General features: G+C 37.3%; 18 protein-coding genes. 6 read left to right on the top strand and 12 right to left on the bottom strand.

Translation table 11 applies throughout. The features are described from left to right. Nucleotides 1–52: 52 nt before the first annotated feature. The 4 genes from adhE to tgt form a co-directional block, all read right to left on the bottom strand. Entirely contained in the window at nt 53–2,650 is a 2,598-nt protein-coding gene (adhE, locus tag I589_RS03125; RefSeq protein WP_010769583.1) for a bifunctional acetaldehyde-CoA/alcohol dehydrogenase, read from the bottom strand. A gap of 241 nt (nt 2,651–2,891) precedes the next feature. Next, nucleotides 2,892–3,167 carry a post-transcriptional regulator gene (locus tag I589_RS03120; RefSeq protein WP_010769584.1) on the bottom strand — a complete coding sequence of 92 codons (276 nt, stop codon included), beginning with the start codon at nt 3,165–3,167 and terminating at the stop codon, nt 2,892–2,894. 109 nt (nt 3,168–3,276) lie between these two features. Continuing rightward, nucleotides 3,277–3,606 (bottom strand): preprotein translocase subunit YajC, encoded by a 330-nt coding sequence (gene yajC, locus I589_RS03115; protein WP_010769585.1) that lies wholly within the window; start codon nt 3,604–3,606, stop codon nt 3,277–3,279. Between the two features lie 81 nt (nt 3,607–3,687). Then, nucleotides 3,688–4,833, bottom strand: coding sequence for a tRNA guanosine(34) transglycosylase Tgt (gene tgt / locus I589_RS03110; protein WP_010769586.1), 1,146 nt, complete (start codon nt 4,831–4,833; stop codon nt 3,688–3,690). A gap of 185 nt (nt 4,834–5,018) precedes the next feature. Between tgt and I589_RS03105 the strand changes: the two genes are divergently transcribed. After that, a complete protein-coding gene (locus I589_RS03105; RefSeq protein WP_010769587.1) occupies nt 5,019–5,735 on the top strand; it encodes a DUF975 family protein in 717 nt (238 codons plus the stop codon). Between the two features lie 100 nt (nt 5,736–5,835). Here I589_RS03105 and I589_RS03100 read toward each other — a convergent pair whose 3' ends face one another. Beyond that, the gene (locus I589_RS03100) at nt 5,836–8,478 is read right to left on the bottom strand and encodes a cation-translocating P-type ATPase (RefSeq protein ID WP_010769588.1); all 2,643 of its coding nucleotides are present in this window, start codon (nt 8,476–8,478) and stop codon (nt 5,836–5,838) included. A 619-nt stretch (nt 8,479–9,097) separates the two neighbouring features. Continuing rightward, entirely contained in the window at nt 9,098–10,129 is a 1,032-nt protein-coding gene (gene queA, locus I589_RS03095) for a tRNA preQ1(34) S-adenosylmethionine ribosyltransferase-isomerase QueA (RefSeq protein WP_010769589.1), read from the bottom strand. 173 nt (nt 10,130–10,302) lie between these two features. On the opposite strand from queA, the gene I589_RS03090 reads away from it, so the two are divergent. The 5 genes from I589_RS03090 (at nt 10,303) to I589_RS03070 (ending at nt 14,936) form a co-directional block, all read left to right on the top strand. After that, nucleotides 10,303–11,193, top strand: coding sequence for a VOC family protein (locus tag I589_RS03090; protein ID WP_010769590.1), 891 nt, complete (start codon nt 10,303–10,305; stop codon nt 11,191–11,193). Between the two features lie 334 nt (nt 11,194–11,527). Next, nucleotides 11,528–12,700, top strand: coding sequence for a betaine/proline/choline family ABC transporter ATP-binding protein (locus I589_RS03085; RefSeq protein ID WP_010769591.1), 1,173 nt, complete (start codon nt 11,528–11,530; stop codon nt 12,698–12,700). A 1-nt stretch (nt 12,701) separates the two neighbouring features. After that, nucleotides 12,702–13,340 carry an ABC transporter permease gene (locus tag I589_RS03080; RefSeq protein ID WP_010769592.1) on the top strand — a complete coding sequence of 213 codons (639 nt, stop codon included), beginning with the start codon at nt 12,702–12,704 and terminating at the stop codon, nt 13,338–13,340. After that, nucleotides 13,340–14,260, top strand: coding sequence for an osmoprotectant ABC transporter substrate-binding protein (locus I589_RS03075; RefSeq protein WP_010769593.1), 921 nt, complete (start codon nt 13,340–13,342; stop codon nt 14,258–14,260). Before I589_RS03080 ends, I589_RS03075 begins: the two co-directional genes overlap by 1 nt. A gap of 4 nt (nt 14,261–14,264) precedes the next feature. Then, nucleotides 14,265–14,936, top strand: a complete 672-nt coding sequence (locus tag I589_RS03070; protein ID WP_010769594.1) for an ABC transporter permease — start codon at nt 14,265–14,267, stop codon at nt 14,934–14,936. A 214-nt stretch (nt 14,937–15,150) separates the two neighbouring features. Here the strand turns inward: I589_RS03070 and I589_RS03065 are convergent, their stop codons facing one another. The 6 genes from I589_RS03065 to I589_RS03040 all read right to left on the bottom strand — a co-directional run bounded on the left by I589_RS03065 (nt 15,151) and on the right by I589_RS03040 (nt 26,171). After that, the gene (locus tag I589_RS03065; RefSeq protein WP_010769595.1) at nt 15,151–17,367 is read right to left on the bottom strand and encodes a helix-turn-helix domain-containing protein; all 2,217 of its coding nucleotides are present in this window, start codon (nt 17,365–17,367) and stop codon (nt 15,151–15,153) included. A gap of 134 nt (nt 17,368–17,501) precedes the next feature. Further along, nucleotides 17,502–20,606: an alpha-mannosidase gene (locus I589_RS03060; RefSeq protein WP_010769596.1), complete on the bottom strand. Its 3,105-nt coding sequence runs from the start codon at nt 20,604–20,606 to the stop codon at nt 17,502–17,504. 4 nt (nt 20,607–20,610) lie between these two features. Then, nucleotides 20,611–21,441 (bottom strand): carbohydrate ABC transporter permease, encoded by an 831-nt coding sequence (locus tag I589_RS03055; protein WP_010769597.1) that lies wholly within the window; start codon nt 21,439–21,441, stop codon nt 20,611–20,613. Between the two features lie 10 nt (nt 21,442–21,451). After that, nucleotides 21,452–22,354, bottom strand: a complete 903-nt coding sequence (locus tag I589_RS03050; RefSeq protein WP_010769598.1) for a carbohydrate ABC transporter permease — start codon at nt 22,352–22,354, stop codon at nt 21,452–21,454. 153 nt (nt 22,355–22,507) lie between these two features. Next, on the bottom strand, nt 22,508–23,881 hold the full coding sequence (locus tag I589_RS03045; protein ID WP_010769599.1) for an extracellular solute-binding protein: 1,374 nt from the start codon (nt 23,879–23,881) through the stop codon (nt 22,508–22,510). A 466-nt stretch (nt 23,882–24,347) separates the two neighbouring features. Then, complete coding sequence (locus tag I589_RS03040) at nt 24,348–26,171, bottom strand: APC family permease (RefSeq protein ID WP_010769600.1); 1,824 nt, start codon at nt 26,169–26,171, stop codon at nt 24,348–24,350. Between the last annotated feature and the right edge of the window lie 139 nt (nt 26,172–26,310).

The raw sequence follows: 26,310 nt of genomic DNA, 5'->3' as shown, positions 1-26,310 counted from the left end.
CCGCTAAGAGATTAGGTCTGCCTACATAAATTTTTATTCGCGTGTTCTCGAATTATCCATTATATGCATCAATGATGATTTGTTTCAATTCACTGATTAATGGTTCTTTTGGATTGGCTGTTGTACATTGGTCTTCATATGCTAATTCAGCCATACGGTCTACTGTTGAGTCTAATACTTCTTGTGTCACACCTTGTGCTTTCAAGTTCATATCGATTCCAACAGAAACACCTAAGTCATAGACTGCTTTTACTAATGAGTCAACTAATTCAGCCGTTGTATTTCCTTTTAGTCCTAAGAATTTCGCAATATCTGCATAATCTGTGTCTGCACGGAAGTAGTCATATTTAGGGAACATTGCATGTTTTGATGGATCTTTTGCATTGTAACGGATAATATGAGGCAATAGAATTGCGTTCGTACGTCCGTGTGGAATATTGTACTCCCCACCAATTTTATGTGCAACTGAGTGACAAATTCCCAAGAATGCATTTGCAAATGCCATCCCAGCCATTGTTGAAGCATTATGCATTTTTTCGCGAGATTCCATATCCGGAGTCTTCACAGATTTTTCTAAATAATCAAAGACTAGCTTAATTGCTTGTAAACTTAATCCGCGTGTGTAATCAGATGCCATAACTGAAACATATGATTCAATCGCATGTGTTAATACATCCATTCCTGTATCAGCTGTAACTGATGCAGGTACTGACATAACAAATTGAGGGTCAACAATTGCTACATCTGGTGTCAATGCGTAATCCGCTAATGGGTATTTCACGTGTGTTTCACTGTCAGTGATAACCGCAAATGGTGTCACTTCAGAACCTGTACCAGAAGTTGTTGGAATACATACAAATTGTGTTTTCACTGCTTTTTCAATCTTATACGTACGTTTACGGATATCTAAGAATTTTTGTTTTGCGCCAAAGAATTCTGTATCTGGGTGTTCATAGAACATCCACATTCCTTTAGCCGCATCCATTGCAGAACCTCCACCAAGAGCAATAATCGTATCTGGTTGGAAATCATTCATCATTTTAGTTCCAGCATAAACGGTATTTGTTGAAGGATTTGGTTCCACAGCTGAGAACACTTCAATTTTCACGTCATTTTTACGTTTTTGTAATTCTTTACGAACTGTATCAGCATAGCCAAATTGAACCATTCCTGGGTCACAAACTAACATAACACGTTCAACATTTTCCATTTTTTGTAGGTATTGTAAAGAATTCTTTTCAAAGAAAATTTTTGGCGGTAATTTAAACCATTGCATATTATTTCTCCGTTTCGCTACAGTTTTGACGTTAATTAAGTTAATGGCAGATACGTTACGAGAAACTGAATTTTTGCCATAAGAACCACAACCTAATGTTAATGAAGGAATCATTTCATTATAAATATTACCAATTCCGCCTTCTGCTGATGGTGTATTTACTAACACACGACAAGCTTTCATGCGTAAACCAAATTTCACATGTAAATCTTCATTTTCACTGTGAATCACAGCAGTATGTCCTAGCCCACCTAATTCAAGCATTCCTTGACATAAATCAAACCCATGCTCTGTATTTTGTGCTTTAACCATTGCTAGTACTGGAGATAATTTTTCACGTGATAATGGATACTCAGCACCCACACCTTCTAATTCAGCAACTAATATTTTTGTTCCTGCAGGCACTTTAATTCCAGCTAGTTTTGCAATTGACTCTGCAGAATGACCAACAATAGCAGGATTTACTGCATATTTTCCTTCATTCATGACTGCATCTTCAAGTTTTTGTAATTCATTTGGTTTCACAAAGTATACTTGATGTGCTTCAAATTCAGCTTTTACAGCCGCATAAATTTCTTTATCAACAATAACTGCTTGTTCAGAAGCACAAATCATTCCGTTATCAAATGATTTAGAAACGATTAAATCATTGACTGCACGTTTAATTTTTGCTGTTTTTTCAATATATGCAGGTACGTTCCCAGCACCTACTCCTAAAGCTGGTTTTCCAGTAGAGTATGCTGATTTCACCATTCCAGGACCACCTGTAGCCAAGACAATCGCAACTCCAGGATGATTCATTAACATTGATGTTGCATCAATTGAAGGATGTTCAATCCATTGTACACAATTTTCAGGAGCTCCTGCAGCGATTGCAGCATCACGAACGATACGTGCTGCTTCTGCTGAACATTTTTGTGCGCTTGGATGGAAAGCAAAAATGATTGGATTTGCTGTTTTTAACGCAATCATTGCTTTAAAAATTGTTGTAGATGTTGGGTTTGTTGTTGGTGTCACACCACAGACCACACCAACTGGTCCGGCAATTTCAATGATACCTGTTTGCGGGTCTTCATTGATTACGCCAACTGTTTTATCATGTTTGATACTATTCCAAATATATTCAGAAGCATACATATTTTTAATTGCTTTATCTTCAACGATTCCTCGACCTGTTTCCTCCACTGCTAATTTTGCAAGAGGCATATGTTGGTCTAATGCTGCCATCGCCATTTGATGAACAATATGATCCACTTTTTCTTGGTCAAAATCTTCCATTTCCTTCAAGGCAACGTTTGCTTTTGCCGCTAACTCATCAATCATCCCTTGAACGTCAAATTCTTTTTTGGTTTCCTTTTCTAATGTCTTAGCCATTATGTTCCTCCTATTGGATACTCTTTTTTTGTTTGTTAACTAATTCACATTTAAATCATACAACATTTCATTCATGTTGTAAATACTTTTTTGTGATTTTTTTCACAGTTGCTTAAAAAACGCACCAAATCAACCTAATTGTTTTTAAAACAAAAAAAGAAAGACGTTTTCATTTTCATGAAAACATCTTTTATACTAATTAATTATTACACAATCTATTAAAATTAACGACAATTCTTTTTTAAAACAAATCTGAAAAATCTTCAAGCTCATGAAAAGATTGCTTAGTTGTTTGAATTTTCAATTGTTGATAATCAAAAAATTCATTTGGCTGAATAGACAAAATATCTGCTTTCTTCTCTCTAAGTGTCCTTACTGTCTTTTTGGTCCAACGATATTCGGAACAATATCGTTTTAATTCTTCCAAATTAATTGCCTGATAGCCTGTTCTGTGAAGCTCTTTCACTTTTTTTTTATAGGTACGATTTACTACCATTCTCTCAATCGTTTTGAACAATGATTTTTCCTCCTAAAAAGAAAAAAGGTGCGGAATCAAACATAAAGCTGATTCCAGCACCCAAAGCTCTTGTGCCAGTTCATTTTAAAAATGTCTATGCGAACTTCGTTTATTCTTCTGAATCACTTGAGTTTTCAGTTGTTTCAACTGTTGTTACAGTATCATCAACTTCTACTGTCGTCCCTGGTTTTACTGTTTTAATAGATGCACGGTCAAATTCCAAGAAAATGCCTTCACAATCTAATACTACTGTACGTTTGTCTTCGTTAAACTCAGAAATGACGCCATGTAATCCGCCGATTGTCACAACGTTGTCTCCAGGTTTCATTCCATCTAATAAGTTTTGACGTTCTTGTTGTTGTTTCTTTTGTGTACGAGACATGAAAAACCACATACCGATAAGTACAACGAACATCAGAAGCATTGGTAAAGAATTCATTTATTTCACCTCACAGATTTGTAGTCACAAAGATAACTTTAGCAGAAAATCACTCGTTTAACTACCCTTTTCACATTTTTTTTAGAAACTTTTCGCATTCTCTTTATTAAATCCGTATTCTTCAAAAAAAGCTTGTCTAAATTCAAGTAAATTATCATCCATAATTGCTTGACGAACTTGCTTCATTAGATTTAACAAGAAATGAAGATTATGATAAGAAGTCAATCGAATCCCAAATGTTTCGTCACATTTAATTAAATGACGGATGTACGCTCTTGTATAGTTTTTACATGTATAACAATCACATTTCTCATCAATTGGTCGAAAATCATGTGCATATTGCGCATTCTTGACAACTAAACGCCCTTGGGAAGTCATGCAAGTCCCATTTCGCGCAATTCTTGTAGGCAGCACACAATCAAACATATCAACTCCACGAATGACTCCATCAATCAAGGAGTCAGCGGCACCAACACCCATCAAATAGCGTGGTTTATTCTCTGGAATGAGTGGTGTAGTAAAATCAAGAACACGGTTCATTTCCTCCTTTGATTCACCCACAGAAAGCCCGCCAATGGAGTAGCCAGGGAAGTCCATACTAACGAGATCACTTGCACTTTGGCGACGTAAATCTTCAAATCCAGCGCCTTGAATGATCCCAAATAGGCCTTGTCTATCTGGATTTGCGTGAGCGTCTAAACCTCTTTGTGCCCATCTTGAAGTACGTTCAACTGATTTTTTTACATAATCATAACTCTCATCAAATGGCGGACATTCATCAAAGCTCATCATGATATCTGATCCTAATTTATTTTGAATCATGATTGCCTTTTCAGGAGAAAGAAACATTTTCGAACCGTTTAAATGGTTTTTAAAATGGACACCTTCTTCTACAATATTTCGCATATCACTTAACGAAAATACTTGGAATCCACCTGAATCAGTTAAAATAGGCTGATCCCAATTCATGAACTTATGCAGTCCTCCTGCTTCTTCCACTAAATCTTCTCCTGGACGCAGCCATAAATGGTACGTATTGCTTAGAATAATCCCTGCGCCCATTTCTTTTAATTCTTCTGGAGACATTGTTTTTACCGTAGCAAGTGTTCCTACAGGCATAAACATGGGTGTTGGAAACGTGCCGTGTGGTGTAATAATTTCACCTAAACGAGCACCGGTATGTTTTTCTTTCTTTATTAATCGATAACGAATGGCAGGCTGTGACATTCATTCCCCTACTTTCTTTTTTTAACTTTTGCAACTTCTCCTATCATAATAGTTTCCTATTCTTTTGGCAAGATTTCACAGAGTTCCTAAGCTTTTTTTAATGCTACTATAAAAAAACAACGCATATTAGTCAATCATTATTTAGTTATTTGTTATACTTTTATAGAGAAAGGAGGAATAAACAAATGAAATCAATCTCAGAATTAAAACGAGAAGCGAGAACTACCTTAAATGGGCGATGGGGAAGTGCAGCATTACTAAACTTAATTCCCGTATTATTGGGTATCATTATTGCATCAATCATCTTGATTCCAGCTATTATTTTCTTCCAGTCTGTTGACTTTTCTCAAACACTGGACACCGTTTCATCAAATAGTGCTTATGACGCTGGAAACTCTGCTGGAAGTAGCGGCGGTGGTCTATTTGGCGGAATCATTAGTGCATTATTTACAAGCGGAATTACGTGGACTTTACTTGAAGTTGTCAGAAAACAAAGAACAGAAATTACGCCGATAAAAGATGCCTTTCGTGCATTTTCAGGCACTTATTTCCTGCCAGTTATTGGTCTGTTCATTTTACAAAGTATTTTTGTTTTCCTATGGAGCTTACTTTTAGTGATTCCTGGAATTATTAAAGGCTATGCTTACAGTCAAACCTACTTTGTTTATTATGACACAACTGAACAAACGGGAAACAAACCTGGACTTTTAGACTCCATTACTGCAAGCCGCAGATTAATGAACGGTTATAAAGGAAAACTTTTCTTACTTGATTTAAGCTTTATCGGTTGGCATATTCTTGCAATTATGACCTTTGGAATCGGCTATATTTGGTTAAACCCATATATTTATACAACAAAAGCCGCATTTTATGACGCACTGCCAAAAAATCCAGCTTATTAATAATCGTAAAAACTCAGACTATACACTCTCTTAAAAGTCTAGCAAAACTGCTAACTTTCAAGAGAAAATAGTCTGAGTTTCTTTTATTTAATAGGGAAAATTAAATTTCATCATTCTCTTCTTCAGGGCTTTGATGGAATTTAATCATTTCATTTACAAAAATTGGAACAATTGATAAGGAAATAGCTAAAATCCAGTGGTTCAAGCTAATCTGCACTAAACCAAATAACTCTTGTGTAAATGGAAGCAGCGCGATAACCGTTGTAATTACCGTAGCAAGTACAGCCATTTCAAACAGTGATTTATTACTTTCTAATTTCACTTTAAATATGGATTGTGAGCTGCGTACATTAAATACGTGTAAAATAGATGAGTACGCAAGAATCAGAAACGCAACTGTTTGTCCTACTTCATGACTTGCGTCAATCCATGGACTCACACTATCAACAAAAGAACCGAGATAAAAACCAAATAAGGTAATTACAGTAAAGACACTAGCGTTGATTCCGATTTTCTGCCATAATCCTCGAGCAAAGACTCCCTCATTACGAGGAATCGGAGCTTCATCCATAATTCCTTTTTCAGCAGGTTCTTTCCCTAACGCAAAGCCTGGCAGCCCATCTGCCACCACGTTAACAAACAGCAATTGAACGGCGGTAAAAGGAGCACCCCAGCCAAACAACATAGCCAACAAAACAATAAAAATTTCCGAGATATTACAGCTTAGCAGAAAATTAATTGCTTTACGAATATTTCTATATACAGCTCTTCCTCGTGCAACAGCATCAACAATCGTTGCAAAATTATCATCTGTTAATACCATATCTGCCGCACCTTGTGCCACATCTGTTCCGGTAATTCCCATCGCACAACCAACATCACTAGCTTTTAGCGCAGGTGCATCGTTTACGCCATCACCTGTCATAGCAACCACAGCTCCCGTACGCTGCCATGATTTCACGATACGGATTTTATCTTCAGGTGTCACACGTGCATAGACTGACAAGTGCGCTACTTGTGCATCTAGTTCTTCATCAGTCATTTGATGAAGTTGAGAACCAGTTAATGCTTCATTTTTATTTGAGAGAATCCCCAGTTCCTTAGCAATCGCACTGGCCGTCACCACATGATCACCTGTAATCATCACCGTTTTAATTCCTGCACGCTTCGCTCGTGCAATTGCGCCTTTACTTTCAGGTCTTGGCGGATCAATCATACCAATAAGTCCGAGTAAACGAAGATCTTTTTCTAATACTTCAGAACGAATATCTTTTGGCTCTTCTTCATGTATTGCATAACCCACAGCAATAACACGAAGTGCTTTCTTCCCAAAACGATCATTTACAATTGCTGCTTGGTCCACATCACCAAAACGGAATCTCGGCAAGAGCACATCAAATGCACCTTTTGTCACAGAAATATATTTCTTTCCCATCTTATGAACCGTCGTCATCATTTTTCGACTTGAGTCAAAGGGAAGCTCTGCGATTCGAGGATAAGCTTCTTCTAATTCAGCTTTTGTATGATAATTTTCTTCAACCGCTCTTACGATTGCCGCCTCAGTTGGATTTCCTTTTACAATGACTTCATCATCTACTTTTTCAACGATGACGTCAGTACATAAAGAAGCCATTTTTAAAACTTCCATTGCCTCATCAGTCATAGCATCTTCTGTATCAATGACTTCATCACCGCGAGTCCATACACGTCGAACACGCATTTTATTTTGTGTAAGGGTTCCTGTTTTATCTGAACAGATAACATTTGCCGTTCCTAAGGTCTCAACTGCTGGAAGCTGCCGGATAATAGCATTTTTCTTTGCCATCTTCTGTACACCAAATGCCAAGGTCAGCGTGACAATGACTGTTAGCGTCTCTGGTACTGCAGCAACAGCAAGCGACACAGAAGTCATAAACATTTCAAGCATTGGCTCTCCTTGGAGCTGTCCAATTATAAAGACCAGTGCTGCTGCTCCTAGGGCAATCAAACTAATCCGTTTGCCTAGCGAGTTTAAACGCTTTTGTAGCGGTGTTTTTTGCGAAGTATGGTCGTTTAATAAACTGGCAATTTTCCCCATCTCCGTGTGCATACCTGTAGCTGTAACAATTGCTTGTCCACGACCGTTGGCAACCGTACATCCTTTAAAAATCATATTTAACTGATCGCCTAAATTTTCATCTTCATTCCCAATGAACTCCGCATCTTTTTCTACGGCTTCACTTTCCCCGGTCAACGCAGACTCCTCAACTCTTAGCTGGGAAGTTTGCGTTAGCCGAGCATCAGCTACAATCATGGAGCCAGATTCTAACACTAATATATCTCCTACAACTACTTCTTCGGCATCAATTTTCTCTACCTTACCTTCTCGAAGGACTAAACAGGTTTGTTTGTTCATATCCTGCAAAGCTGCCAGAGATTTCTCTGCATTGCCTTCTTGTACGATTGCCAACACTGAATTAATGACAACAATTGCTATGATTAAAATTCCTTCAAAATAATCACCATGGTCTGTGGCAATTGCCGTATAAAACGAAATCGCGGCAGCCACTAACAAAATCATTGTGGTAAAATCCGTTAGATTATGTAGGAATTTTTTCAATAATGAGTCTTTTTTTGCCTCATCAAATTTATTGCGTCCATTTTCCTTTAAACGCTTCTTCACTTGAGCATCTGTAAGCCCCATTTGCCGATCCGTTTGTACCTCTTTTACTACGTAATCAACGGTTTCTTTGTATGCATCCATCCTATTCCTCCTTGCTTTATTGTGAAAGAAAAGAAATTTTCCTTCCTATATAACTATAGCATGTTTTTTTATCCCTCTTCAATAAATGTGCGTTTTGTTTAAAAAAAATCACAAAAAATTCACATTTTATGACTAAAAAATTCTTATAAATTTTCAAGCACTCCGACTTGCAAACGCTTACTTTTTATGCTATATTATGAGTGTAAGGAAGGAGGATAAGTTAGTTTGGTTAAAGAATTTCTCGATGAAGAAGAATTGTAAACAAAGTTGTTAAAAGTACAAGATTCACCTTTTAGATTATGCGTGTGAGGTATTTAAGAAATCTACAAAATAGTGAATGCGTATCAAGACGTTTGATAAGTGAAAATGTCCCATCGAATAAGAAGTCTATACGTAATGTGGAGAGTAAATAAAAGTATCATGTTACAAAGCGTAGAAACTGTTACGAAAAACAAGATGTTGTTTATGAAAGAAAAGAAATTCAAGAAGATACTTTGCATGTATAGTGAAAAGTAACGATAAATAGTTAACCAACTAATTCCCTTCCGAATACAGAAAAAGCTGAGCCTGTCGAGAGCTCAGCTTTTTTTTGATTGTTCAGACTCTGATCATATACACATTATTTAACAAACATTGCATCCCCAAAACTGAAAAATCTGTAGCGTTCATCAATCGCATGTTGATAAGCAGATAAGGTAAAATCCCGTCCAGCAAATGCACTAACCAGCATAACTAACGTAGATTTTGGTAAATGAAAGTTTGTTGAAAATGCCTCAACGACCTTAAATTTATAACCAGGTGTAATAAATATGTCTGTCCAGCCGCTGTCTGCTCTAATTTCACCATCAAATTTCGTTCCAATCGTTTCAAGCGTTCGAATAGAGGTTGTTCCTACCGCAATAATTTTCCCGCCGTTCGCACGCACTTGATTCAATTGGTCTGCTGCTTGCTCTGTTAGACGGTAAAACTCACTATGCATTTCGTGCTCAGAAATATTCTCTACGCTTACTGGACGAAAAGTTCCTAAGCCGACATGGAGTGTAAGATAAACAAGATGAACCCCTTTTTCTTTGATTTTTTCAAGTAAATCCTGTGTAAAATGAAGACCTGCCGTTGGTGCGGCTGCCGAGCCATTTTCTTTTGCATAAACCGTTTGATAGCGATCTGGATCTTCTAAACGTTCTTTGATATAAGGAGGCAGAGGCATTTCCCCTAAGGATTCCAATATTTCCAAGAATATACCCTCATAAGAAAAAGTGATAATTCTTCCACCATGATCTAATTCTTCGGTAACGACTGCTTTTAGTCTTCCATCACCAAAAACGATTTCTGTACCAACTTTTGCTCGTTTCGCAGGCTTTATTAATGTTTCCCATGTATCTCCTTGTGTATTCGTTAAAAGAAGGACTTCCAAGTGCGCCCCAGTTTCAGGCTTCTCTCCATATAAGCGGGCAGGTAGAACACGCGTATCATTCATCACTAGCGCATCTCCCGCATGCAGTTCATCAATAATTTCATAGAAATGTTTATCTTCCATCTCGTTTGTCTCACGATTTAAAACGAGAAGTCGTGAGCTTGCTCGGTCTTTCAATGGCGTTTGTGCAATCAATTCTTCAGGCAAATCAAAATCAAAATCTTCAGTTGTTAGCATTCGTATTCACTCTTTCTTCACTATAGTCTTCGCTATTTTATCACGTTTTTTTCTTAAAGGCGAACATAGGAAACCTAGTTGCTTGATGAAAAATGAATAAATCGTTATACTTACTTTAAGTAAGTCGAAAGATATTCACTCATACAAATGTGTATTTTTAGGAGGATAAAATAATGTTTGCACCTATTCACCACGTTTCCTTGCTAACTCGACATGGACAAGAAAACGCTGATTTTTATACCCATTTACTAGGACTGCGTTTCGTAAAAAAAACGGTCAATCAAGACAACCATAAGATGTTGCATTATTACTATGGAGATTATGAAGGAACACCTGGATCTGTCGTAACTTTTTTTGTTGTTCCAAAGCTAGGAAATCGTTATGAAAATGATCACTATCTATCAACCATTGGTTTGAAGCTGCCTAAAGGTGCCATGGAGTTTTGGCAAGCGCGCCTCGCTTCTTTTCAGATTGCATTTGAGAAAAAGGAAAAAACGCTGATTTTTTCTGACCCTGACAACGTTACCCTTTATCTTACGGAAACAACAGAACCACCACTTCCCCGTTCAAAACAAGTTAAAAATGAAATTCCTGGGAATAAGCAGCTTATCGGACTTCAATCAACACAACTACATGTAGCAGATGTAGACAAAACAAAAAACTTTTTCAAAAAGCTTCTTGATTGGACGGTAGAGGGCAACCATATTAAGCTCAGCGAATCAGATTTTTTAGAGATTATAGGGACAGATTCAAAAAGCGCTTCTCATATGGGTCGCGGAAGTATGGATCATATTGCATTTTCTGTTAAAGATGAACAAACCCTTGATGTACTTCATCAAAAAGCACTTAGCCAAGGATGGTTCATTGAAAAAATCGTTTCTCGCGGCTATTTCAAGAGTTTGTACATTCGTGAACCTGGTGGAAACCGAATGGAATTTGCCACTCTTTCTCCTGGATTTACTCTAGATGAGCCGTTGGAATCTCTAGGTGAAAGTTTTGCTCTTCCTCCTTTCTTAGAAAGTCAGCGAAAAGAAATTGAAGCAAATATTTATGCAGAACGCTGAGTTCTCTTGCGTGCTTGACTGAAAAGCTGGATTTAATGATACATTCCTGCTTTTTAGTTAAGCACTTTTTTCATCCAACATAGCTAAGAATTTTTTTGATTTGCTCAGTTATTTATTTATTTTCCCCCACATGCCTCTAATGAATTTTTTCTCCTTCAAATCTATGCTTTTTCAATAAAAAATGTAAGAAAATCAGTTATTTTCAATTCTTTATATTTAGCTAATCTCCTCCAATTTTTTTGCCCCATAAGGTGTACTATTTGAGAATCAGCTTATTTTCATGCATACTAGTAAGGTAGACACGAGTTAAAAATGAAAATTTGAGGTGAGAAAATTGATAGAATTTCAGCATGTATCAAAAATTTATAAGGGTGGGAAAATTGCCGTAGATGATGTAAATATCTCCTTTGATAAGGGAGAATTTATTTGTTTTATCGGAACAAGCGGTAGTGGAAAAACAACAACTATGCGTATGTTAAATCGAATGACTGACCCGACGAAAGGAAAAGTACTGATTGACGGAGAAGATATTCAAAAAACAAATCCTGTTGAGCTCAGAAGAAAAATTGGGTATGTGATTCAAAATATCGGTTTAATGCCTCACATGACCATCAGAGAGAACATTACCCTTGTACAAAAATTATTAAAAGTGAGTCAGCAAGAACGGGACAAAACTGCGGAAAAAATGATTGATTTGGTAGAACTTCCAAGAGAAATGTTAGATCGCTATCCAGATGAGCTTTCTGGCGGACAACAGCAAAGAATTGGTGTCGTCCGTGCATTAGCCGCGAATCAAGATATCATTTTGATGGATGAACCCTTTGGCGCACTCGATCCAATTACCAGAGATGCCCTTCAAGATCTCGTAAAAGATCTGCAGGAACGACTTGGAAAGACGATCGTTTTTGTTACCCATGACATGGACGAGGCGTTAAAACTTGCCAATCGAATTGCGATTATGAGCGAAGGAAAAGTGATTCAATTTGATACACCAGAAAACATTTTACGTGCCCCTGCAAACGAATTTGTGGAGGAGCTGATTGGTGAAGATCGTTTACTGCAAGCAAAACCAGATATTACACGTGTAGAAGAAGTGATGCTAGGCAATGCAATTACTATTACCCCAGAAAAATCACTGCAAGAAGCCATCAAGCTCATGCGTGAAAAACGGGTTGATACACTACTTGTGGTGGACAACTCAAATGTATTGAAAGGATTTATTGATGTAGAAACGCTAGATAAGATGCGCGGAAAAGTATCTAGTGTGGGAGACATTTTAAATCCTAAAGTATTCTCTGTGAAGAAAACTGCTTTACTTCGTGATACGTTACAGCGAATTTTAAAACGTGGATTAAAATATGTTCCTGTTGTTGATGAACAAAACCGAATCGTCGGTATTTTGACACGTGCTTCTTTAGTAGACATTGTCTATGATGTCATTTGGGGAGAAGAAACCTCAATCACAGATGCGATTGAAGCCGTGAAGCCGATAGAAGAAGGTGTGTAATATGACTGACTTTTTTAACCAGCATGGCAGCGAAATTTTATCAAAAAGTGTGGAGCATATTTATATTTCTTTCTTTGCATTGCTGCTTGGGATTATTGTTGCCGTTCCTTTGGGGATTTTACTCACGCGATTTCAAAAAGTTGCAAATGTTGTAATCGGCATCACTAGTGCTTTACAAACAGTCCCTTCTCTAGCGCTATTAGCTTTGATGATTCCGTTCTTTGGTGTAGGAAAAACGCCAGCAATTATCGCTCTTTTCGTATACTCGCTTCTTCCTATTTTGAGAAATACTTATATTGGAATGAAAAGCGTGGATTGGAATTATCGAGATGTAGCAAAAGGAATGGGCATGACCAATATGCAGTCTATCATTAGTGTAGAAGTGCCTATAGCAATGCCCACCATTATGGCAGGGATTCGTTTAGCTGCTGTTTATGTCATCGCATGGGCAACGCTTGCTTCTTATATCGGGGCTGGCGGGTTAGGTGATTTAATTTTTAGCGGGCTAAATAATTATCAGCCTGATTTAATCTTTGCAGGAACTATTCCGGTAACGATTCTTGCACTCTTAGCTGATTTTCTGCTAGGTGCGTTAGAAAACAAGCTCACTCCTGCAGCTTTAAAGGAGCGTGAAGAATAATGAAAAAAAGACTATTGACCTTTTTAATCTTTTTATCAAGTGTAACGATTCTTTCTGCCTGTTCTTTACCTGGACTGTCCACCAGCTCAGATGAAGATACAATTGCAATCACAGGAGGAATTACCTCAGAAGCACAAATCTTAGGTAGCTTAACCGCTGGAATGGTTGAACATTATACTGACAAGAAAACAACCGTAATCAACAATCTAGCAACAACTACGATTAACAATCAAGCAATGCTAAATGGAGATGCCAGTATTTCTGCTGCGCGTTATACAGGAACAGACTTAACCACGACTCTTGGTTTACCTCCTGAAAAAGATCCTAAAATTGCTTTTGATACAGTAAAAAAAGAATTCAAAACACGTTATCAACAAACATGGTTTAACTCTTATGGATTTGAAAACACTTATGTCTTTCTAGTTAGAAAAGACACTGCAGAAAAATACAATCTAAAAAAAGTAAGTGACTTGAAAGAAGTTGCTGACCAACTGGTAGCAGGTGTAGATACAGCGTGGATTACACGTAAAGGAGATGGCTATGACGGGTTTAAGAAAACCTATGGATTTGCCTTTGAATCTATCCTGCCTATGCAAATTGGACTAGTCTATGATGCCGTGGATGCTGGCAAGATGGACATTGTGTTAGGCTATTCTACAGATGGTCGTATTGCCAGTTATGATTTAGTCATGTTGGAGGACGACTTAAGTTTCTTTCCACCTTATGATGCAGCTGCAATTGTTGACGATAAGCTTTTAAAAGACACACCTGGTTTAGAAGAGGCAATGAAAAAGCTTGAAGGAACAATTGATACAAAGAAAATGCAGGAATTAAACTACGAGGCAGACAACAATTTAGTAGAACCCTCTGTAGTGGCAAAACGATTCTTAGAAGAAAACAATTATTTTGAAGGGAAGTGACGAAATGGATAAGATGAACGTCTTTCAACAATTTATTTATTATTTCCAAGAAAATGGCGGCTATGTCTTTTCACAATTTCTCCGTCACTTTCTAATCTCTATTTACGGAGTGATCTTTGCTGCTGTTGTAGCTATTCCTATTGGTATTGCTATTTCAAGAAAAAGAAAATTAGCGAGTTGGATAATTCGTCTGGCTAATATTATCCAGACTGTTCCTTCTTTAGCGATGATTTCCATTTTAATGATTGGTTTGGGTTTAGGCCCTACAGTGGTTATCGTCACAGTGTTCCTTTATTCCTTGTTGCCTATTATAAAAAACACCTATACAGGAATGATTCAAGTAGACAAAAACATTCTTGATGTCGGAAAAGGAATGGGGATGACTGCATGGCAACGCCTTTACATGGTTGAACTTCCGCTTTCTGTCTCTGTTATTATGGCAGGCATACGAAATGCGCTAGTAGTTGCTATCGGAATCACAGCCATCGGTGCGTTTGTTGGCGCTGGCGGACTTGGAGACATCATCATTCGAGGAACGAATGCAACAGATGGTACCTCTATTATTCTGGCAGGTGCCTTACCAACCGCATTAATGGCAATTATTACGGATTGGGTATTAGGTATTATTGAACGAAAACTCGATCCTGTCAGCAAACATGCAGTGCAGGGAAACTGATTGAGAACTATTGAAAGAGACCTACCTTCTGCTCTCCTTGAATTAGTGAATGATTCAAGGAGATGCTTTTAGAAGTTAGGTCTTTTTTTGATATTTCACCACTCACCACGACTATTTAAGAGGATAAGATACTCACCCATAATGGCTTTCATCCGATGGTTATTTGTTCCCGTGAGTATTTTCTTTCTGTTTAATACCTCTCATGTACTGAACGTTACGAATGTGAGTCTGTCAAATACTTTCCTGGGGTTGTTCCTTCATGTTGTTTGAAAATCCGGATAAAGGTGTTCACGTTTTTACAACCCACTAGTTCAGCTACTTCTGATACCTTATATTTCCCAGTATCTAGCAGCTCCTTTGCCTTCTCAACTTTTAATTGATTGATGTAACTTTTAAAAGAGGTTTTTAAATGCTCTTTAATCAGTTTGCTTACATAGGATTCACTTAAATTAAACTCCTCTGCCACCTCACTAAGTGAAAGATCTCTAGTATAGTTGCTTCTTATGTAAACAAGCACTTTTTCAATAGTTGACAGATTCAGCGTATTCTTTTCACCAACTAATTCTAGCAATTTTTCGAGCATTTCCATAAACGTGTCTTTTAAAAGGATAGAATCCGTACTATTTAAATTTCTAAACAGCTCTTGGTTTTCTCTGGAAAAATGAGTAAACGACAAGTCATACTTATTTAAAATACGTTTCATCGTATTCAGCAAGACATTTTTAAAGTCGTATAGACTGTAGATATCTGATTCAAATCGATCTAAATTATCCTCTAGCAGCTGCAGCAGAATTTTTTGTGCATGAATGGCATCATTTGTTTGAATACTCTTGATTAATAGGGCTTCTGTTTCCACACTATACAGATAGTTCTTTTTACTCGTAATTGGTACGCTTTTAGCTGAAATAATATGATTGTCTATAAAAGAATAGCGCTTTTCACTTAATTGGTACGCTTCTTTAAACGCTTCTGAAAAATGGAGTAGCGAATCGAAGACTTTAGATATAGAAAATGTAACATCCACACTGAGTTCCTGCTCAATTCGATCAATCATTTTTGTTAGTATCGTCAAAATAATTCGTTGGTCTTTTTCTGAAAAAAACAAACAAAAATGTTTATAATCAATGGGAAAAGAGAGAAATGAGGTGTCCGAGTCTTTTTCATTAAAGAATGCTACTATTTTTTTTCGTAAAATCAAAATATTTTCCTCACTCAAATTCGATTCAAGCGCTGAAATTCCTCCTATAGATAACACCACCAAGACGCCGCCCTTTTTAAATTTCTCTAAACGAAGAGGTTTTAAGCGTGTCTCAATTCTCTCCACATCATAATTATCATAAATTAAGTTTTTAAAGAAGGTTTCTTGCAAGTCCTCAATTGAACTTTCTTGAATCATTTCAAGTTTTTGATTGATCTCATTTATATCCTGTATGGTAGAAAGAATATACGCTAAATCGTCGCCTCTTCTGTCTTCTTTCACTGAACCGATATTTCTCATAATCTCTTCAAAAGGCAGATAATTTCGTCTGCTTAAAAGGAAGGTAAGAATAAAGCCCACTATGAGAAGGACGAACAGCACACATAATATGAACCAAATAGTCTGTGTAGGAATCATTGGTGTCTGATTCGTACGAACGCTGTATAAATAGTAAATGGTCGGAATCGTGCTAGAGCGCTTTTGATACGTCCAAAAGTTTCCTTTTTTTCCAAATGAAATTTGATTAAAGGTTTCTGTTTCAAATGGTAGAAATTGTTTGATCTGGCTATCTTCACTAGAGACAAGACTACTTGATAAATGATTGGCATCAATCAACCCAAATTCTCCTTGATTTCCAGGTAGCGCAATTGAGCTTAATGCACTCTTCTCCCACACAATAAAAAAGAAAATGTTTTGTTTTTCCTGAAAAAAATAACTTTTTTTTAAAATGACAAGTTTAGTTCCTGCATCAAAACAACGTAAGTCATTATTGTTGTCTGATTCCATAAATTTTTTTAGTTCACCCATTTGATTATCTAAGTTGATGAACTTCAAATAATCTTCAAATAAGAAATAGCCATCTTGGCTGGTAATATCAGAAGAATAGCCTTTGGTAATTGCTAAGTTAAACCCTAGCTGGTGATTGGAAAATAAATTTCCCGTCAAGTCAGAAAACATTTGATTGTATACATCATAACTAAACGTTGATTCACTTAAATAGTTGCTGATACTCTTCTGTTTAGAAATTAAATTCACAGCGTTCAAAGAAACATCCATACGATAGTCAATCGAACTACTTTCCCTTTCTAAAAATAACTCATTTAAATTATCAAACTCTACACGATTTCTCTTATATTCTTGTGAAACAGTCACGTACATAATTATTCCAGTATAGAAAATAATAACGACAGAAAAGGATAAAAAAATATTTCTAAAAAGTTTCCTTTTGAACATCTCACTCATCCTCTTCTGTTTTTTTATAAAACGTAAGTACCTTTTAGCAAATCAAATACATTCTTTCAAGTATAGTATAAAGTTTAGTTAACGGTCTTTCAAAAAGCAAATTTCCTTACGATTTCTTTGTCTTCTTATTTCACTCGAATCGTTTTAATTTCAAATGGTAAAAGCGTGAATTCAATCGGTAAGTCTTTAGATTTCCCTTCTTCTATCGGTTTCTCCATTAAATTTGTTTCCATCCATTCTTCGTGAGAAAACAGTGGATTTATACGGATTTTCCTTCGACTTCCAAGATGATCATGGATACGTATAATGATTCCTTCTCCATTTTCTGCCTGTTTAATCGCATCGATGCAGACCGGCAACTCTGTATCTAATTCAAATAGCGTTTGATAGGCGTCTAAATTGCCAGCTAAAACCGTCAAGGGTTGATTTAATGACCAAGCCTCCTGATGTGTTTTTCCCACTACAAAGTCCCCTTTATGAGGGAGTAAACTATAAGTAAACTCATGATGACCAATATCCGCCGTTGGATCTGGATAAACCGCTCCTTTTAGTAGAGTAATTCGCAAGGTCTGTTCCTTTATATCATGTCCATATTTGCAATCATTCAGCAAACTAATCCCATAGTCTCTCTCAGATAAATCCACCCACTGGTGAGCAACAGTTTCAAACTTTGCCATATCCCAGCTCGTATTCCAATGTGTCGGACGTTTTACGTTTCCGTATTGAATATCGTAGGTTGCTTCGGTACTCCGAATATCTACCTCAAATCCTGCCTTTAACAGTTTTTCTCTTTCTCTCCAATCAACAACTGTATGAAAATCAATCCGTCGGCTATCTTTATAGAGAATCATCTGTTGTGTCAGACTGGATTTTCCTACTACATAGTCAAATGATAAAATTGTTTGAAGTGCGGTATTTTCAACAACCTGTATACTTGTAGCTGACAACGTCTGCCCTTTTTCCTGATAATAAATGTCGATGTCCCACGCATTATAGTTCATCGGTTTATCTTCAAATACCTGTAGTTTATTTCCTATCCCCTTTTCTTTTAATACCTCTCTTTGATTTTCTTTGTCAAAAATACTTGTTAGCTGTCCTTTTTCATTCCAGCATATGCGATATATTGCTGTCTCTATGTCAAATTCTTGAATTACAGATAATTTTTGAATTGATTTCTTTGGTTCTTCTTGCTGCAGAGAAATTTTCAAACTGCCTAGAGCAGCAAGTTCTGGAACTAAAACCAGATACCCCTTTTCTGTTTTCTCACTAACGAGTTCTTCTCCGCCTTCTGTGAAAAAGCGCCCCGTTTCTTTGGTGATAATTTCGACAAGTTCTTTTCGTTTCCATCCACTAGTATTGACGATTATCCATTCAGTCAGTGAGGAACTTTCTAACAAGTTGTAAAGTAAACGAACTTTTTCCCATGCCTCTACCATCTCCTCTCGATAGTCCTGATACACTTCTTTGATAGAAGAGCCGGGTATAATATCATGAAATTGATTACGCAAAAGGAGCTCCCACAGCTCATCAAATCGCTCTTTGGGGTATCTTTGTGCAGAACCTTGTTGGCTAGCATATAAAATCTCTAACTCGCGAAGGGCTAACTCTAATTTTCGATTGTTTTTTTTAACGAATGCTTGCGAAGTATAGGTTCCTCTGTGATATTCTAAATAAAGCTCTCCATCCCATGTATGAACATAATGGTCCGTTTCTTCGACGGTCTGATGAAGCCGCTCAAAATAGTCGAATGCTTTTCCCGTTTGTACATTAGGTAGCCCAGGAATCTTATCCATTCTGCGACGATTTTCAAGCATAGAGCGTGTTACACCCCCACCTCCATCTCCATAGCCATAGGATAACAACAACTCTTTATTAAAGTCTTTATCACGATAAGCATTGTATATTCCTTTCGCAGTCTCTGGCTCTAGCTGGCCATTATAAGTATAAAACCAGTTTGTTGCCCATGTGTTTTCCGGTGTATTTCCTGGCTCAGGTGTAGTAATAAAATGAGTAAGGATATCTGTTCCGTCCATTCCACGCCATTTAAATGTGTCATGTGGCATACGATTAAATTGATTCCAACTGATTTTTGTCGTCATGAACGTTTCAATGCCACTTTTCTTTAAAATTTGCGGAAGTGCCCATGAGTAGCCAAAAACATCCGGAAGCCAAAGATAATGAACTGCTTGATTAAACTCTTCTTTGATGAATTTTGTTCCATATAAAATCTGCCTTGTTAAAGACTCGCCTGATGGAATATTACAGTCAGCTTCTAGCCACATCGCCCCATCGACTTCCCAGCGACCTTCTTTGATTCGTTCTTTTATCTGATTGTATAGCTCCGGATAGTCCTTCTTAATATATTTATATAATTGTGGCTGCGTTTGCAAAAATACATAGTCAGGATATTGTTTCATTAACTGAAGAACGGTTGAAAAACTTCTTGCCGCTTTTTCTCGTGTATGTTTTAAGCGCCATAGCCAAGCAACATCTATGTGTGTATGTCCAATCGCAGTTATCGTTACCAGCGCACGTTTTTCTTGTGTATCCAAATACGTTTGAAGAAGCTCGTTTGCTTGTTTAACCGATTGATAGAATTCAGAATTCCCGGGATATGACCAGTCAATTAATCGATAGGCTTTATCCAATATATCCAATAATTCGTATCGAACAGCTTCCTGACCATCTAACTGGGTAATTGTTTTCAATATGCAATCACTGGTATAAAATAGATCATCCGTTGCTTCATCTAACAAAACGGCATCTGCTTGTTCAAATCGGTGATGCTGAATTTTTTCCGGTCCTCCCCCTTCTAAACCAGACCATAATTTTAAACATAACTGAATCTGCTTTCCTCGATATTTTTCGTCTAAAAAAACCTCTTTGTGATTGGAATCAACCCCTTGATAGGGAACGCCATCAATAAATAATAAGGACTCGAACCCTGAATTAAATCCACCACCTGTGTGACCAAAATCAAAGAGCAACACTTGCTGCTGGTTTGTATCAGGTACTTCATAAGTTGTCTGAATCCATAAATAATAGTCCCTTCCTTCCCATGCATCGCCTAAAGAAAACGGCATCCAGCCATCCATAGAATTCGGCGGATATTTTTCTGCTTTTGTTTTGTCCTCTTTGACTTTCCAGCCAAGAATTGCTGCTCTTTCTTTGTATCTGTACGTTTGTAATTCCGCAATACGCGCGGTAAGTTTCTCTTCAATAAAAAACATAGTCTTATCCTTTCGTTGCTCCACCCAAACTGAAGCCTTTTGACATAAAGTTCTGCGAAATAGCATACAAAACAACCACTGGTAAAGAATAGATGACTGAAAAAGCAGCGAGTCTTCCGTAGTTTACCATCCCAAAATTACCAAAGAATTGAAAAATGGTAACTGACGCAGGCATTTTATCCGGCGTTTGAATCAAAATATAGGGAACAAAAAAGTTGCCCCAGCTTCCTGTAAATGTAAAAATCGCCACCGTAAAGATTCCAGGTAACATTAACGGAGCAACCACTTTCCTAATCCCCTGCCACGTTGAAGCGCCATCCACCCACGCAGACTCCTCTAAATCTAAAGGAACTGAATCCATGAAATTTTTCATCATCCAAATGCCATAAGGAAGAGAGGAAGCAGTTAAGAAAAATGTAACCGCAATTAATGAATCTTGAAATTTAAGATAAAGAAAAAGCTGGAATACGGGTACAATGACTGCGGTCATAGGAAGAGAGGTCATAAATAATACCGTCATCATAAAACTTTTTTTATACCGTAATGTATATCTAGACAGCGGATAAGCTGCGAGTATACACAAACTAACCACTAGAATTGCTTGCGTACCTGAGATACCAATTCCGATAAAAAATGAGCGAATAATTGTTGGATCTGTGAGAATAGAGGTAAAATTATCCATTGTGATTTTTTCCGGAAATTTCAAAGACTGTATCGCCCCTCCATCTATTGAAGCAAACAGCATCCATAAAAGCGGGAGTAAAAATAAAACAGCTAGGAGACTCAACAAAAGATAATGAATGATTTGTTCAATTTTATGTCCTTTTTTTACCATATTCCTCCACCTACACTTTCACTTTTAACGTTTTCATGTAAAGTAAGCTTGCACCAGCACCCAAAACTAGCAGGACTAAAGAAATCGCTGTGCCATAGCCAAGCTGATAGCTTACAAAGGCTTGTTTATACATAAAGACTGGAAGCGTAGAGGTGCTTACACCTGGTCCGCCACCCGTCATTGTATAAATAAGGGTGAATACACCCAGTGTCTGAAGGGTAACAAGCATCATGTTTGTTGCAATGGTTCCTTTCACCATAGGAATAGTGATAAAGCGAGTCACTTGAAAACGAGTTGCCCCATCCATTATTGCGGCCTCTTCTACTTCTTTAGGAATATCATCTAGTGCCGATTGAAAGACCATCATCGAAAATGCTGTCCCTCTCCATATATTTGCAATCACCACACTGACCATTGGAAATGAGAATAACCAAGCAACTGGCTCAACACCAAATAACCCAATTAACCAATTTGCAGTCCCAGAGTCACCTAAAAAAGCGACCCAGCAAAAGGAAACCACCACTTCTGGTGTCACCCATGCAGCAATAATAATTAGACCTACAATCCGGCGAAACATCGGATTTTTTTTCTTCATAAGAAATGCAATTAAAAAGCCAAAAAAACATTGTCCAACAACCGCAGAAAAGAAGACAAAGATAATAGTGTTCCAGACGCTTGTTCTAAACTCTGGATCTTGAAACATTCTTGCAAAATTTTCGAATCCAACAAATCGTAGATGACTAGCTTCAACACCCGTTAAAGCCAAGTTTGTAAAAGAAAATATAAGTGTCAATAGCATAGGTCCTATAAAAAAAATTAACAACAATAGCCATGTTGGTGATAAAAATAGTGCTGCTTTCAAATGGTCGGAGTAGCCATTTTTCCTTTTTGATTTTTTAACAGGTATGTCCATTTTTTTCCCACCTTATTTTAAAATTCTAGGAAGAAATTATTCTGTAAAAAACTAAAGCTAAAATCCGAAAAAATGCTTTCTATTTCGGATTTTAGCGTCTCATTCGCTCTTTAAAAAATGAAGAAATTTGTGCATCTCACAGTTAAATTTCTGTTACTTTTGTACATTTTCTTCCCCAACAATTCTGGTTACATTTGTTGCATAATCTTTTGCTGCTTCTTCTGGTGTTTTACTTCCAGTGGCTACTGACTCAACCATATTTTGGATTTCAACTGAGACATTTGGATATTTATCATTCGCTGGCCTGAAATGGGCATTTTGTAAGAACCCTGTGGCTTGAGTAATAAAAGGTTGATTTTTATACTCTGGAATCTCAGCAGAATCATCCCGTACAGTTAAATTTCCTTCAGCGATTGCTCGTGCAGCTTGCTGTTCTTTTCCTCCAAGCGCCTGAATGACCTTCCAAGAAGCATCATGATTCTTAGCTTTTGAAGGAATAGCCCATGTCCATCCGCCTGACATCGTTGTACTTTTTGGCTCCTGCCCATTTTGTGTAGGCATAGCTGCAAAGCCAAACCGATCCTCTACATTATCAACAGGAACAGCACCCGTTTCACTCCAATTTCCTTGACTCCAAAAACCATCTAAAATAATTCCTGCTTGATCATTTGGAAATTTATCTTGAAATAATACAGACCCATAATTACTATTGATTGCTACTGACAAAGCAGGCCCTAATTTTTTCGTATTATAAATTTCATCAACAAACTTTAGTGAATCTAGTATGCCATCTGTGTTAACATTCCACTTTTTAGTCTCTTGATCAAATAAAGTATCCTCTGTGCCGTAGAGAAGCATTTCAAATGTTTGCATGGAAACAGACTCGCCATTTGCTTTTGCTACCCCCATGGAAAATGGAATGACATCTGGTGAAGCCTTCTTTATTTTCTCAGAGGCAAGAACAATCTCGTCCCAAGTATTAGGCTGCCACTCTTCAGGTAATCCTGCTTCCTTAAAAACTCTCTTGTTATACCATAAACCACGAGAATCCGATGTTCCTGGAATTGCATAATACTTCCCATCTTCAGCCACCACACCTGCTTTTAAATTTTCAGTATATTTATCCCATTGATCCCATTTGCTTAAATAATCATCTAAAGAGAGCAGATAGCCTGCGTTTGCATCAGAGTTTAGCATGAATGAATCTTCTGCAACTACATCTGGGGCTGTACTTTCAGATTGCATAGATAACGCCACTTTTGAAAAATAATCTCCCTCACTCGCTGTAATCGGTGCTAAGACAAGCTTTATATCTTTATTTTCTTTTTCAAATTCCGGAATAAATGTTTCTGTTAAATATTTATTCAAATTATCATGTTCCCCTGTATCTCTCCAGGTGATTTTAATTTCTGTTTTCCCTTCTTTATCTTTTGATGAAGAATCCTCCTTTTGAGAACAGCCTGTAGCCAGCAGCACTACACCAAGAATTGAAATTGCTATACCAAGTATTTTTGAATAACGCTTCATTTATTATCCTCCTCCTAACGACAAAATTTGTTGTTAATTACAGTAAGCAAGCGGCCACTTTCATTCCTGTAAGCGCTTTTATATTAAGATGAATATCGTTTCTTTGCAATCCATAAAATAATCAATATTCCTCATTTTTTATCCTTTAGTACAAATTATGTAGATAAGTACAAATTATAGTGATTCGTTCATTTTTTCTTACTAAAAAGCGAAAAGAGCGCTGGACATAACTCAAATAGTTATAGTCAACGCTCTTAGAATATTAAGAAAGATTGGAAACAGAAGCAACGTCATTTTACAGCTGCCCATCATAAAAATTTACGATGATACGCAGTCCCTATTGGATTTCTAGTTAACTTTGTCTCTAAGTGAAACAAACTTGCGGCTTTGCTTACGTCAGTGTTTCTAAACAATACCTTACACTTTTGTATAGAAATACCTCCCTATGCCTCTACTAGATATATCCCTATTTTTTCAAGTGATAACTATACGTTCCCACGACTATGTTTTCTCTCCAAGAAAGTCGTAATCGTAACCGAAGACTCGTTTGATTATGCAATATATTTTGCCAACGATGGTTCGGAACAAACTGCGGAATTAATACTGTCGTCGTATAATTGTGCTTGATTGCATTCTTACTGACTAAATCTACATATCGAATAATTGGTGTTTCAATGGAACGATACGAAGAATGAACGACTGAAAAACGAACATCTGGAAAGTTTTCCCGGAATTCTGCTTCAATTTCTTTTTCCTTTTTCACATCTTCATCCAAGGATACATGCATCGCCACCACATAATCTCCAATAGATCGTGCATAATTAAGTGCTCCGACATTTGCTCTAGTAACATTTCCGACTAAAACAAGGACGGTATTTCCTTCAAATTCATGAGCAGATGCCTTTTCTTCCAGACGAAGCTGCTCCGCCACTTTTTTGTAGTGGTCGTGAATTTTATAAAATGTGTATAAAAGAATCGGCATGATAATAAAGAACGGCCAAATATCATTTAATCGAAAAATAAACAAGATTAGTATGATACTAAAGGAGATTGTCGCACCTACTATATTTGCGATTGATTTACGCAGCCATTTTTCGCCTGCACGTCTCCAGTGAATAACCATGCCTGTTTGTGACAAAGCAAAAGGAATAAATACACCAATGGAATACAGAGGAATTAAACGCTCTGTTGAACCATTAAAAATAAAGAGTAAAACAATGGAACCCGCCGCTAATGTAATAATTCCGTTTGAATAGCCTAAACGGTCGCCACGGTCTTGGTACATGTGAGGCATGAATTTATCTTTTGACAGATTGTAGGCTAATACTGGGAAAGCTGAAAATCCTGTATTTGCTGCGACAGCTAAAATTAAAGCTGTTGAAAACTGTAGCACATAATACATAAATCCGGAGCCGAAGACTGCTTTTCCGATTTGCGCTAATACAGTCACTTCAGTTTCAGGAACAATTCCGTACCAGTAATTAATAAATGTAATTCCTACAAAGAAGAACCCTAAAATAGACGCCATCATTGCTAGTGTTCCTGCCGCATTCTTTGCTCGTGGTTTTTTAAAAAACGGCACAGCATTACTGATTGCTTCCACCCCAGTTAATGAAGAGGAGCCCGATGAAAATGCTCGTAAAATTAGTGCTAGTGAAATCCCCGGAACCACTGTACCTGGAACAGCTGTTGCGTTTAGCGGAACGGCTCCGGTCAAAATGTTAAACAGACCAATAAAAATCAAAATCGTTATAATACCAATAAATAGATAGACCGGAAAAACTAGGAAACCTGCTGACTCTCTCAACCCTCTTAAGTTCAGCATCATAATCAGCACAACAATCAATACAGAAATTCCTACTTGGTGATTATACAAAGCTGGAATCGCCGATGTAATCGCCTCTGCCCCTGCTGAAACTGATACGGCAACAGTCAGCATATAATCAATGAGCAGAGAGCCCCCTGAAATTAGCCCAGCATTTTTCCCCAAATTCTCGCTACTAACTACATAGGCTCCGCCACCATGGGGATATGCGTGGATAATCTGACGATAAGAGAGCGTTAACGAAACTAGCAAGACGATTACTACAGCAGCAATTGGTAATGAATACCAGATAGCCGCCGTTGATAAAGCAACTAATACTACAACAATTTGTTCAGTACCATACGCAATAGAAGATAATGCGTCAGAAGATAATAAAGCCAACGCTGCAAAACGACTTAATTTTTGTTCATCATTCTCAGCAGACTTCAATGGTTTTCCTACCAACAATCTTTTTAAATAATCCACTTTTCAACACCCTTCCTTCTGTTCCGTTTACTCTATTGTACGAGAAAAAAACAGATAAACAAAACAGTATGCTACGCTCACCTAGCAATAAAGTCAATGAAAATCCCAAGAAATTTTCATAAGAAGATTCTGAGCAAAA

Source organism: Enterococcus phoeniculicola ATCC BAA-412 (assembly GCF_000407505.1).
GTDB classification, from domain to species: Bacteria; Bacillota; Bacilli; order Lactobacillales; family Enterococcaceae; genus Enterococcus_K; species Enterococcus_K phoeniculicola.
Note: the sequence above shows the minus strand (reverse complement) of the source record. Positions and strands in the feature narration are given on the sequence as shown.